Here is an 11,852-nt window from a genome sequence, read left to right as displayed (position 1 = left end):
GGCCGTCCCCGCCACCCTCTTTCTGCACGCCCGCCGCCGTTCAGTACACCTCGTCCGCGTCGATCCGGCCGTCGTGGATCGGCCCGCGGACGGTCACTTCCTCGCCCAGCCGCAAGTCGGCGTCCGTCTCGACGCTCCGCGTCTCCGTCCCGTCGTCGAGGACGACCGGGTTTCCCGCCTGGACGACCGTCCCCGTGAACTGGACGGTTTCGCCGGCCGCGGGGTCGTCGTCGGTGTCGGCCGTCGCCGCCTCGGCTCCCGCGCCGCCGTCGCCGAACGCGTCGAGGCCGGGACTGCCGCCCCCACCCCCGCCGCCCGAACTCGCCGCCGCCTCGGCCGACGCCGCGTCGGTCCCCGCCGCGTCCTCGGGTGGATCGGTCACCGTCACCGTCGCCCGCCACCCCGCGGAGGCCTCCAGGTCGTCCTGCCAGCCCTCCTGTATCTCGACGTCGGTGACGACGACGTAGTCCGCGAGGTCGACGTCGAGGTCGGCCTTCTCGCCCCACAGCGCCACCCGGATGTCGCCCGTCCCGTCTTTGATCCGGACGTTCCGCACCTGTCCCTCCGAGCCGTCGTCGCGGTCGAACGTTCGTTTGGGGTCCGTCTCGATGACGCCGCCCGCGATGTCGGCCGTCGCCCCGAGTTCTAGATCGTCGATGTCGGTCGTCTCGGGGTCGTACGCCACGTCGGCGTCGATTTCCTCGACCGCGCCCCGGGAGCCGACGTGGAGTTCGAGGTCGCCGTCGCGCTCCCGGACGTAGCCGTCGACGACTTCGACCGACGCGCCGGCGTCCAGTTCCTCGGCGCGGTCGGCCTTCTCGTCCCACAGCGTCACCCGGACGCGCCCCGTCTCGTCGCCGAGGGTCAGGTTCGACACCCGACCCTCCGAGCCGTCGTCGCGGTCGAAGGTGCGGACAGAATCCGTCGTCAGCACCAGCCCCTGCAGGTTCACGTCCGAGAGCCCGAGCGAGAGGTCGTCGACGCGGTAGGTGTCCTGTACCTGTACGTCCACCTCGGCGTCCTCGTCGACTTCGGCCTGATCGACGCTCACCTCGACGCCGCTGTACCCTTCCTGTGGCCGGCCCTTGATCCGGAGTACGTCGCCCACGTCGAGTTCGCCGTCGTCGACGGACTGAGCCATGCGGTCCCAGAAGGAGATACGGACCTGCCCCGTCTCGTCGGCCACCTCGACGTTGATGACGCGCCCCTCGTCGTCCTCGTCGTCGCCGTCGCGTTCGAACGTCCGCAGGTCGCCGACCCCGACCACCTTCGCGAGGAACTTCACCTCGTCCATCCCCGGGGCGATGTCGGCGACGCCGCTCACCTCCTCGTCTTCCAGCTCGTGGGCGATGAGCATGGCCGCCGTCTCCTCGTCGGCCAGCCCCCCCATCTGCTCCACCTTGTCGTGGACGGCGGCCTCGAACTCCTCGAACTCCACGTCCGTGTCGAGGTCCTCGTACACGTCCTCGATTACGCCCATAGTACCGTGCATCAGGTGAACGCTCCGGTTAAGCGTTGTCCTTGGCGAAACGATGCACCGCTGTCGGTCGATTTCTCTCGCCGTTGCTGGTTGCTCACACCCGTCGGTGTGGCGGCTTCGTATATGAACTCACGCCGCCGTATCGACGACCGTCTCCCGACCGCCCGGCGCGTCGTGGACCACTCGAACCGACGACACCGCGCCATCGAGCGTGATCGTCGCGGCGTACGCCCGGTAGACCAGCGCCTCCGTACACGCCACGTCCGGCGGCGCGTCGCGTTCGGTCGTGACGACCACCTCCAGCGCGCCGTCGACGACTGTCGCCGAATCGAGCGCCGCGACCGCACAGCCGTTCGGCCCGGTGACACAGCCGTCGATCCGCACCTCGCCGTCCGACTCGTCCACCGTCGCCGTCTCCGCGTTCGAGCACTCACCGGTGTCCTCGAACGACCGATCGGTCACGCGGGTTGGCTCGTCGTCGTCGTCGCCACCCCCGTTGTCGCCGCCACCGCCGGTGCCGACGCACCCGCTCAGCGCGAGCAGCGGCGCCGCCCGAAGCAACGTTCGCCGATTCATAATCGTCACGACGGCTGGTGGGATCATACGCCTTCGGTACTGTCAAACGCCCCTTTGACGTTTCGGCCGTCGTCGACGGCGTATCGTAACCGTCTTAAGCGACTCCGCGGTATGGATGAATGAGTCCTGATAGGGTAGTGGACTATCCTCTTGGCTTGCGGAGCCAGGGACCGGAGTTCAAATCTCCGTCAGGACGCTCACTTCGTTCGCGACCTGACGTGCCCCCACGCTCGCGTGGGGACTCCGTCAGGACGTTTCTGCCGACACCACGACGACGAGCGGTGCGAGATGCGAACGTAGTGAGCATCTCGAAATAGCGAACGGCGTAGCCGTGAGCAAGCGAGGCGTCCGTGTCGGCAGAAACGGAGACACGGAGATTTGAGCAGCGAACGAGCGAAGCGAAGTGAGTGAGTTCAAATCTCCGTCAGGACGCTCACTTCGTTCGCGACCTGACGTGCCCCCACGCTCGCGTCCGCTCGCGTGGGGACTCCGTCAGGACGTTTCTGCCGACACCACGACGACGAGCGGTGCGAGATGTGAACGTAGTGAACATCTCGGACTAGCGAACGGCATCGCCGCTCGCAACGATCACCGCTGGGTCGCGACGATTCGTTCGCCTCTTCCTCCCGCGCGAGCCGTTCGCTGCGGTCTCACACGCTCAACTCACCAACTCCGAACGTGGCGTGCAGTCGGGGCACCCGTGCACGCGGCCGCTGTCGTCGCCGAAGACGCGCACGAAGTCCTTGCTCACCGCACCGTCGCAGTTGTAACAGGTGTACATGATCCACTCGCTCCGACGACCGCACGCGTAGTGAGTATAGGTAGCATACACCACGGCTAGTGATCCTAACGGCGGCTTAGCGTACCGAAGGCTCGGCCATCCGTCACTCGGTTCGCGCCCGTTCCTTCCACGCCGCCTCCTGTCGTCGTTCGGCGACGTGACGCCGCCCGTCGGCCATCTCGTCGTGGACTCGGTCCCCGAACGCCACCACGTCCTCGAGGAACGTCTCTTGAAACTTCTCTAAGATGTCGTAGGACCACCGGCCAGCCCTCGTCCCCTCGCCGTCGCAGGGCGGCACCACGCCGCGGGGCAGGTGGTCGTCGCGGAGTCGGTCCGCGAGTTCCTCGCGGCCGGCCTCCCGGAGCAACTCCTCCGCGACGGCGAGGTGGTCCATCGCCCGCCCCGTGCTGTGATGGAAGGAGACGAGGTGGCCGTGCGCCCGGTGGAGGTTCTCGACGCCCAGTTCCACCTCGTGAAGCGCCTCCCGTTCCCGGTCGGTCAGGCCGTCGCTCTCGGTGCGTTCGTCCATGGTGTACGGTACCGTCCGACGCGATTTGTAGGTTGCGACGGCGCGGTTTTTGGGGCTCGGGGGCCAACGGATCGTATGGACGCGTCGCTCCGCGCCGGCGTCGCCATCTACAACGCCGGCCGGTACCACGCCGCCCACGACGCGTGGGAGGACCCGTGGCTCGCCCTCGACGACGACACCGACGACGAGCGGTTCCTCCACGGACTGATCCAGTTCACCGCCGCCGTCCACCACGCCCGCACCCGCAACTGGAGCGGGGCGACGGGTCTCGCCGGGAGCGCCGGCGACTACCTATCCGACCTCTCCTCCCCGTACCGGGGCGTCGCTCTCGACCCGATCCGGCGCGCGCTGTCGACGCTCGCCGCCGATCCCGAGGTGATCGAGCGCCGCCGGCCGCCGCCGCTTCGCTACGACGGCCGGGCGCTCGCGCTCGCCGACCTGCGGTTCGAGGCCGCCGCCGTGGCGGCGCGGGTCCTCGCCGGTGCGGACGGCTACGATCCGGCACCCATCGACCGCGCCGCCGACTTTGCCCGCGAGGAAATCGAGGGCGACGAGCGGACGCTCTTTACCACCCTCGTGATGGAGTTCGTGACCGCCGACGCCGAGCGCTCGCTCGTCTACCGACGGCTCGCCGACCACGTCGAGCGCCGCGAACGGGAGTACGCGGACGTCGACGGCCTGTTCGGGCCCTAGGACACCCGCGGGTCGTCCCGCGGCGCCTCCTGGCAGTCTTCGAGGTGTTCGGGCAGAATTTCGACTCGCTCCCCACAGAACGGACACGTTCGTCGCATGATAGCTTCCGTCCCGTTCTGATCGAGTGGTCGACTTAATCGCTCGCCCCCGATTTTCGATTCTGGTAACTTGCGGCCGGGAACTCGGCCGCCGAGCGCCACGACTCATACGGTTCAGTGTAAGTCATTACCGGTGGTTCGCCGGCCCGTCTCGGTGAACTACCGGTAAACAGTTACAACGATCCGTATCAGAACAGCGAGACGGCGTACGCGAGCGACGAGAACAGCATGAGGCCCGCGAGGACGAGCGCCATCAGTTGTTGTCGGTCCATACGGGGTTCTGGTCCGTCCGACGGGAGTAGTTTTCGTCTCCGCCGCTACGACTCCTCGATGGGATCACCGCCGAGCGTATACGCCGCCGAGTCGTCCTGCGGGTCGTACCCCAGCACTTCCTTCGCGCGGTCGATGGCGTAGTACTTGCGCTCGTTGTCGGAATCTCACGCCGACGAGACGGCGTTTCGGTAGTCGACTTCGCTTTCACGAAGCCGACGACGCCGTAGACGATTCGGCAGTTGCGGGGCGGGTGCCCCTCGGTGAGGTTGCCGATGCGGACACAGACCACGGCGAGGCCCTCGGCGTGGGTGTCGACATCCGTCGGTTCGGATCAATTCATGAGCCGAACCAACGAGACGCGACAGGCGAATACACAGACGCACCGACTGGAACCACTCGAACCGAGCGAAGCAAAGCGTCTCTACCTGAAATCACGGAGCGACGAACTTGCCGAGCGGTCCCTCGAACTACACGACAAACACGTCGGATCGTTCGTGGACTTCTGCGCTGAGGAAGAGATAACGAACATGAACGACGTGACAGCCCGCACCGTCCACGAGTACCAACTTTCGATCAAGGAGAACCTCGCACAGTCAACGCTCAGCATCTACCTGAGTACTGTGCGTCAGTTCGTGGTGTTTTGTGAGGGGATCGACGCCGTTGCCCCGAACACCGCCGAGCGCATCGTGCTTCCCGACCGTAATAGAAACGCACGGACGGAAACACTCGATTCCGACGACGCGACGGCGATCCTCTCGTACTTGCGGAAGTACCACTATGGAAGTCGTACCCACGCTCTCATGTCTCTCCTATGGCACACTGGGATTCGGACGGGGACGGCTCACGGACTCGACGTGAGTGACTTTGACGGCGAACGTGATCGACTTCGTGTCCGTCACCGCCCCGAGACAGACACCCCACTCAAGAACGGAGAGGCAGGGAAGCGGTTCATCGCTTTGTCACCAGAGGTGAGTGAAGTCGTTGACGACTACATCGGAGAGCACCGCCACAACGTCACCGACGACCACGAACGGGAGCCACTGTTCACGACGAGTCAGGGGCGGGCGACAAAGAACACGATCCGACGGAACATCTACGCCGTGACACGTCCCTGTGCGACGGGTCGGGACTGTCCACATGGCAAAGTCCCCGACGACTGTGAGGCGGCACAGCGGACGAATGAGGCGTGTAAGTGCCCGTCGACGGTGTCAGGGCATCCCATCCGTCGTGGGGCAATCACACACCACCTTCGTCAAGATGTCCCCGAGAAAATCGTCTCGGATCGGATGAACGTCTCGCAGGACGTGTTAGACCAACATTACGACCGTCGTACAGAGGATGAAAAGGCAGAGCAACGGCGGCAATTCATCCAGAATATCTAATCACCCCTGCGGACACCGATTCTTTCGACGCAACTTGCGGCTCACGCTACGAAAGAAGGTCCCTCGGAGACAGATCGTGTCTGTCATCGGCAGAATAGTTTAGCGGCTGTTGATCATTAATTCAGCTATGCCTAACGGTCACGGGCAACGTCAGAAGGACGAGGAAGAATTGATTAGCGCGGTTGAGCAGGAAGGTTGGAATCACTACAAAAACCCTGATGACTGGATCGTTGAGGCGGCACACTCCGACGGAATACACCAAGGAGTAGGTTTTGAAGCGCGGCAAAACACCTATCATGGAGACAATTACGTCTATTTGGTTGTCTCATCTGTTCATGGCAACCACGTTCACGTCTTCTCTCGGAAGAAGTCCGAATACTTTGAGACAACCCCTGAGGAGGGGACGTGTCCGAATTGCCAAGAATACGTCCGTCGACACGAGGACGACGATTACCTGACGTGCCACCGTTGCGGATGGCAATACAAGCCGCTCAAAGAACGGTTGTCGAATCTCTTGGGATGATAGAGTTCCCCGAAACGAAAGGAGAACATGAGCGGTCGGTGCGGGGTGCGGGTGCTCGGCTGTGCGTGCCTGCGGCTCGCACAGCCTGCGCGTCCCAACCACGCACGCCGACACGCTCACCACCGCAAACTCGGGGAGAGATAGAAGTTGGAAAAAGTACCACCGCTGGTGGGCTCTCTCGGACAGAGGGCTCCAAAAGTTAGTAGAAGTTAGAATCCCGCCCCAGTATCCGATGCACGAAGGAGAGATAGGAACACACTATCTCAACTCTCAAACGGCTGTGAGCTGAGTTTCAAGCGCCCGTACTGTTTGATTCAATTCAAACAGGAGCTACTCGGCGTATTGCTCCTCTATTTCTTTCAACTCGCTCGCTGGCTCTACGCTTAATTCAACAGATGTATTAGTATATTCAGCGAGCTCCTCTGCTGCTTTGAATCTCGCCTCGTTATAGTATTTAGATGGGCTTGCACCCTCTGTCATACTGATAGGCCCGCTTCCGTAACTGGGGAAGTCGGCATTTTCAGGTGGTCGAAAAAATTGGAATCGGTATCGTTCAGTGACGACACCCATCATGGTGACAGCTACATCAACCTCGTGGTTACCACGCTCGTTAGACGCCTCTTCTGGCTCGCTGATGCTCACGACCTCAATTTCCGTGACTTTTTCTCTAATATCGTCGGGTGAATGCGCAGCCATGCTGTGTCTGATTATTTGGTCGGAGAGAATATATAATTTCTCAGACAAGATATTAATATCCCCAACTCGAACAAAGAGGTGAGTACATCTTGCACTAATTGTTCGCCAAGAGAACCGCTTCAATGTCTCTGGATAGTATTGAATCGGCAATCGTCTGACCCCCACCGTCACGAATAGAGAACGAGGGGGAAGGTCCCCACAACGGGGGGAGGGGGTCCATCACGACAAACTGACACCGATTATCACACGGGGTGAATTACTTAAAATGGGTGACCACGGGCCACGTCTTTCCATAGGGACTAATGACCGACGGGGATTCGCATGTAGGGCTGTAATGAGGCGTTGAAGAAAGTGAGAGTCCAAACACAGTGGTGTTGAGGAAAGCACAACACGTCACGTAGTCTGTCCAGACACGTAATGGAAAATTTCGACAGACACCAATCAAGGTTCGACGTATAAGTAATTATAATTACATACTACCATCGCCATTGAAGGTGCGGATTATTTCTATATTCAGTTGCCAAACAAACCAATTTACTAACATTTAACGGGGGATAGCACATAGAATTACATGTGTATGACTAGCAATGCCACAGCTGAGACGCCGAATCCTGTCCGCGATCCAGATACTGGTGAAATTGATATTCTTGAAGATGCGTGGGAAGAAATGCAGGGTACTCCTCCAGAATATACGATTATCCCAGTACCTAAGAAATCAAATGTCGATCCTGGAGGCACAATTGAAATTGATCTGTATGTTAACGGATATGGGGGAGTTTCTCAGTCTAAGTTGCAAATAAATTATCCTTATCCAGATTTGATTACAAAAGAAGAAAGGAAGGGGGAACTAAATTACAGTATTTGGTTAGCAGAAGACTCTGAACCTCCTGCTATTTATAGTACACAAACTCCGCAAGAGGAACATCGTGTTGGAGAATGGGGAGCGACAGCTATTATTGAACCTGAATTATTCTCACCATTTCGTGACAAGGATTGTGCCTACCCTCTATTAACAAGCGAAGTCACCTTTGCTGAATGTCCATTTCTTCAAATAAAACTGTTCACCTCAGAAGATGTTGATTCTGGGAATTATCCGATACATTACACATTCACGTATGGAGACCAAGATGACGTTTCACAAGATCACAAAGAGACAGTCGTCCACATAAACAATGCCCGCGAACGTCGGGAACCATGGGTGACTAGGGGAGCGATAGTTATTGTCTTGATTGCTTTGGCCAGTCTTCTTATTCAAGCGTGGAACACACTTTGGGTGTAAATAGATTCAACTCTGTTCATCAGCGGCGGTATCAACAAAGACGATGGATCAAAGAAGAAGGGTAGAGTGCCTCTCTTATGCTATTTTATAGAAGGCAGTATTGGCTTCCGCAGCGGACGTTGTTTTGCTTTGAACCGACAGAGAATGAATAGAGGCTATGGAAACAGCTCCCATCTAAGGGATGCCACAACAAACCAATAGGCGGAACTTCTCGTCGTTGCCGACGGTCAGCGTTTACCACTCGCGCTTGAGACGGGCGGTCCATTTGGAGAACGCCCGCCCGACGACATTTGGAGTAGGTTCGAGGTCGTCGTGATCGTCGGAGGAACGGTGTTGATCAAGTGCTTGCTCAGTTTGCTGCCACGCCTCGGCAGTCGTCGCCGTGTCGGGATCGAGGACTGTCCCTCGGGGTATGTCGTACTCCCAGAGCATCGACCGTCGGTCAAGATTCGAGACTCGCGTTGCGTAGGCATCGAACTGTGGATTGTATTGCTCTCGAACGTACCGACGGATGTCGTTGAACTGCTCGCCTACATCGCGGAAAGCAACGGTAATGTGAAACTTGTAGAACCAGTCCTCGTCGTAACTCGGATATCCCTCGCAGATTGGACGGAGTTGGCGAGAGATTGACCGACGGAGGGACCGTAATTCAGGTGAGGGGATGATGTTCGCGTAAATGACCTTCGTGTCGGGGAAGGTTCCGAAGCCATCGATGCGGTACGGGACGGCGTCAAAGTCCTCGAACGTATCCAAGAGGCGGCGTTTGACTTCGGGACCGTCATCGGTGTCGTATGGACCAAACAGCGTGATATGTGGTACTGGACGGGGATCAACGGCTCCGCGGACACCAAACTCGTCGGCTACGTCGTAGATGATGTCCCGAAGCCGTTGCTTCAGGTGTCCGCCCGTACGGACTTCGATCAGGTACTGTTCACCCATGCGCGGTTGTCTATCAGTCGTGAATACGCAGGATTGCTACTCCCCGTATAATCCAATCTGCTGAAATTTGTTGTAGAGAGAGATTGTTGTCTCGGGGTTTGGATAGAATAGTACCCCGAGGATTAGTCCCACTACTGATCGTTCACCAATAGTGCTGATCTCCTCATGTGCGGCTCGGAAATCACCTTCACCCAGCGCGTGGAGTGCGTCCAATTCTGCCTTCGTTTCCTCCAAACGGTTCACAATAATGCCAGTAACCACGAGTATCGCAGAATAGGCGAACAATTTGGTTAACGCGCCCACAGAAACGCCCAACAGTACCAGCAAGCCACCATAGAGTCCATACGCGATACCCACAGCCATCGAGAAAATAATTCCCCACCAGAGACCCCTGATTACGGAATTTCGATCTCTGTGACTCAGTTCGTGCTGGACAACATGAGTCTCGGTTTGTCCCGAGACATCGGATAGCAGATGCTTGTTTAAAAGAATCGTCCCAAACGGTGTATGCTGACCGAATAGCATCGACTCATTAGAGAACATATATGCATCAACTTCGTCCCCTCCAACGGTTTCGTACGTTTCACGACTCTCAACAGGGCGTCGATATAACCATGCAAACAACCTTGTGGCCCGATCTTGAAACCACGATTCCAGTCTATAGAGTCGCTTGTAGATGCGGTTCCGAAGATTGTCTATCGACATATGTTAGATTCGTAGGATCAAATTAAAAACATTATGGCATGTCTGGTTCAAATTCTCGGCTTCGCGTATGCTAATGACGTAGATATGAGTGCCAGCCCGAGAAAGGGTTTACAGATTCACCCGTCGCGGTCGACGGTCAGCATCACTCCTTCTCTCTGAAGTCGCTCCCACATCTCGGCATAAATCCTCAAGGGTGGTTGCTGAACCTTCGCTCTGTACTCATCTTTTGACTGCACTTAGAGTATCGGCTCGAAAGCTCACGTGTAGTCTCCAGAACAAGTTTGTAGGGTCATGTGAATATACAATCAGCATGGGAACCCCACCGTCTGACCGATGTGGCTACACGTGGCCTGAAGATTACGAGGTCAGTGATTCCCCAGATCAACAAAGTTGCTGTTGGAGAGAGACTGCCTCAAATAAAGTTGATCGATGTATCTGGCACGCCGATCCAGACAAGGTGGAGAAGTCTGCTGAAGCACTCAAAAGTGCTTGTACTCCATCGGAAACGCGTGAGAAAACCTCCCCGTATGTCGAGTTACTTGACGGGGCAAATTTACAAGGAGTTGATATTAGCGATGATCTTTCTCTGGAGAATGTCGCAATGCGCCAGAGCCACGCATCGAATGTGAGTATTTCTGGTGGTGAGTTCCACGAAGCAGACTTTGGTGGAACAGATTTTGAGGGGGCAGAATTCACCAATGCTGATTTCAGTAGCGCGAATTTCAAGGAGACGATATTCATCAATGCCGATCTGAACAATGTGGATCTCGCTGCTGCGGATCTCACCAATTCAGACCTCAGTAATATACATTTCGACACTGTGAACCTCGGAACTGCAACTCTAACTAATGCGAATCTCACCAACGCAAAACTCACCAAGGTAAACCTCGGTACTGCGACGCTTGCCAACGCAGACCTCACTGATGCTGAATTTGACGCGTACCTTGGGACTGCGACTCTAACCGATGCAAACTTCGCCAATACAGATCTCAGTAATGTGAATCTCAATGGTGCGAACCTTTCTGAAACAGACCTCTCTAATCAAGATTTCTCTGGCACGAACCTCTCTGGTTCAAACCTTCGTAAGGCAAATCTTTCTAACGCAAATCTCGCTGGTTCGAACTTATCTAAGTCAGATCTACGGGAGGCCAATATTGAGGATATTTCGGTTGATGGTAGAACAACATGCAAGAGGTTGGACAAAGATAGTCGTGACCTGGATTCGACAGCACGCGCGTGCCACAACCTGAAGACTGTCTTTAGTGACCACGGATTAGTCGGGAAAGCTCGGAACATGTACGTTCAAGAGCGCCGTATCCGAAGTCTCGAAGCAAAAATGTCAGATGGGTGGTTTAATCGCAGATACCTCGGATCGCTTCCCTCGCGAATTTTTACTGGCTACGGTGTTCAAATTGGTAATTTGGTCGGATGGATGATACTCTTGTTTGTGATTTCAACGGGAGTGTATGTGAATGCAGGTGTTGAGAGCAGTTTCTCAGAGAACGTCTCTTATAGTGTATTGGCGTTCACGGTTGCCCCCCCGAGAGTCCCTTCAGGGACGACGACGCAAGTAGTGATGATGATTGAGACGTTCTTCGGAACGCTTTCAATCGTACTCATGGGCTACATTCTTGGGAATCGTGAGCGGTTTTGAACGGTGCCGATACCCCTCTCACAGCATCGTCGTGGGGAAGTGGTAAACGACTACTCGCCGTGGTGGACGATCAGAACCATTCCCTCACTCTGTAGTTGCTCCCACGTCTTGGGATGGACCTTCGATAGATGGTTACTGAGTCCGCGTTTCGTTTCTACTTCCCGACCACATTCGGGGCATCGATATCTGTCCTCCCGCTCGGCTAACGATTCGTCGTGAGCAAGCTTGTGGTGAATCCGCATCC

At 57.2% G+C, this 11,852-nt stretch carries 13 protein-coding genes, 1 tRNA gene and 1 pseudogene; 6 read left to right on the top strand and 9 right to left on the bottom strand.

Features of this window, described 5'->3' with window-relative positions; genetic code table 11:
- Positions 1-40 precede the first annotated feature (40 nt).
- Positions 41-1,480: a single-stranded DNA binding protein gene (locus DU484_RS01460; protein ID WP_114584438.1), complete on the bottom strand. Its 1,440-nt coding sequence runs from the start codon at positions 1,478-1,480 to the stop codon at positions 41-43.
- Between the two features lie 129 nt (positions 1,481-1,609).
- Complete coding sequence (locus tag DU484_RS01455) at positions 1,610-2,056, bottom strand: hypothetical protein (RefSeq protein WP_157969478.1); 447 nt, start codon at positions 2,054-2,056, stop codon at positions 1,610-1,612.
- A 123-nt stretch (positions 2,057-2,179) separates the two neighbouring features.
- On the opposite strand from DU484_RS01455, the gene DU484_RS01450 reads away from it, so the two are divergent.
- Positions 2,180-2,252: transfer RNA gene (locus DU484_RS01450), tRNA-Arg, on the top strand.
- A gap of 462 nt (positions 2,253-2,714) precedes the next feature.
- Here the strand turns inward: DU484_RS01450 and DU484_RS20790 are convergent.
- Together DU484_RS20790 and DU484_RS01445 are read right to left on the bottom strand one after the other, a co-directional pair.
- The gene (locus tag DU484_RS20790) at positions 2,715-2,837 is read right to left on the bottom strand and encodes a DUF7563 family protein (protein ID WP_449405117.1); all 123 of its coding nucleotides are present in this window, start codon (positions 2,835-2,837) and stop codon (positions 2,715-2,717) included.
- A 103-nt stretch (positions 2,838-2,940) separates the two neighbouring features.
- The gene (locus DU484_RS01445; protein ID WP_114584436.1) at positions 2,941-3,366 is read right to left on the bottom strand and encodes a hypothetical protein; all 426 of its coding nucleotides are present in this window, start codon (positions 3,364-3,366) and stop codon (positions 2,941-2,943) included.
- Positions 3,367-3,441: 75 nt separating this feature from the next.
- On the opposite strand from DU484_RS01445, the gene DU484_RS01440 reads away from it, so the two are divergent.
- Positions 3,442-4,059: a DUF309 domain-containing protein gene (locus tag DU484_RS01440; RefSeq protein ID WP_114584435.1), complete on the top strand. Its 618-nt coding sequence runs from the start codon at positions 3,442-3,444 to the stop codon at positions 4,057-4,059.
- A gap of 415 nt (positions 4,060-4,474) precedes the next feature.
- On the opposite strand, the pseudogene DU484_RS20670 reads toward DU484_RS01440, so the two are convergent.
- Positions 4,475-4,725 (bottom strand): annotated as a pseudogene (locus DU484_RS20670) (NAD(P)-dependent oxidoreductase); the annotation flags it as partial.
- A 43-nt stretch (positions 4,726-4,768) separates the two neighbouring features.
- Between DU484_RS20670 and DU484_RS01435 the strand changes: the two are divergent.
- Together DU484_RS01435 and DU484_RS19345 are read left to right on the top strand one after the other, a co-directional pair.
- Positions 4,769-5,812 (top strand): tyrosine-type recombinase/integrase, encoded by a 1,044-nt coding sequence (locus DU484_RS01435; RefSeq protein WP_187347738.1) that lies wholly within the window; start codon positions 4,769-4,771, stop codon positions 5,810-5,812.
- Positions 5,813-5,939: 127 nt separating this feature from the next.
- Positions 5,940-6,335, top strand: a complete 396-nt coding sequence (locus DU484_RS19345; RefSeq protein ID WP_157969476.1) for a hypothetical protein — start codon at positions 5,940-5,942, stop codon at positions 6,333-6,335.
- A 330-nt stretch (positions 6,336-6,665) separates the two neighbouring features.
- Here DU484_RS19345 and DU484_RS19340 read toward each other — a convergent pair whose 3' ends face one another.
- Entirely contained in the window at positions 6,666-7,031 is a 366-nt protein-coding gene (locus DU484_RS19340; RefSeq protein WP_187347737.1) for a hypothetical protein, read from the bottom strand.
- A gap of 577 nt (positions 7,032-7,608) precedes the next feature.
- Between DU484_RS19340 and DU484_RS19335 the strand changes: the two genes are divergently transcribed.
- Complete coding sequence (locus DU484_RS19335; protein ID WP_157969474.1) at positions 7,609-8,310, top strand: hypothetical protein; 702 nt, start codon at positions 7,609-7,611, stop codon at positions 8,308-8,310.
- 234 nt (positions 8,311-8,544) lie between these two features.
- Here the strand turns inward: DU484_RS19335 and DU484_RS01425 are convergent, their stop codons facing one another.
- A complete protein-coding gene (locus DU484_RS01425) occupies positions 8,545-9,249 on the bottom strand; it encodes a 2'-5' RNA ligase family protein (RefSeq protein WP_114604902.1) in 705 nt (234 codons plus the stop codon).
- A 36-nt stretch (positions 9,250-9,285) separates the two neighbouring features.
- The gene (locus DU484_RS01420) at positions 9,286-9,954 is read right to left on the bottom strand and encodes a hypothetical protein (protein WP_114604901.1); all 669 of its coding nucleotides are present in this window, start codon (positions 9,952-9,954) and stop codon (positions 9,286-9,288) included.
- 457 nt (positions 9,955-10,411) lie between these two features.
- On the opposite strand from DU484_RS01420, the gene DU484_RS01415 reads away from it, so the two are divergent.
- Entirely contained in the window at positions 10,412-11,608 is a 1,197-nt protein-coding gene (locus tag DU484_RS01415; RefSeq protein ID WP_157969473.1) for a pentapeptide repeat-containing protein, read from the top strand.
- Positions 11,609-11,658: 50 nt separating this feature from the next.
- Here the strand turns inward: DU484_RS01415 and DU484_RS20665 are convergent, their stop codons facing one another.
- Positions 11,659-11,850, bottom strand: a complete 192-nt coding sequence (locus DU484_RS20665) for a C2H2-type zinc finger protein (protein WP_394338766.1) — start codon at positions 11,848-11,850, stop codon at positions 11,659-11,661.
- Positions 11,851-11,852: the final 2 nt, after the last annotated feature.

Origin of the sequence: Haloplanus rubicundus (assembly GCF_003342675.1) — an archaeon.
Taxonomy (GTDB): Archaea; Halobacteriota; Halobacteria; order Halobacteriales; family Haloferacaceae; genus Haloplanus; species Haloplanus rubicundus.
Note: the sequence above shows the minus strand (reverse complement) of the source record. Positions and strands in the feature narration are given on the sequence as shown.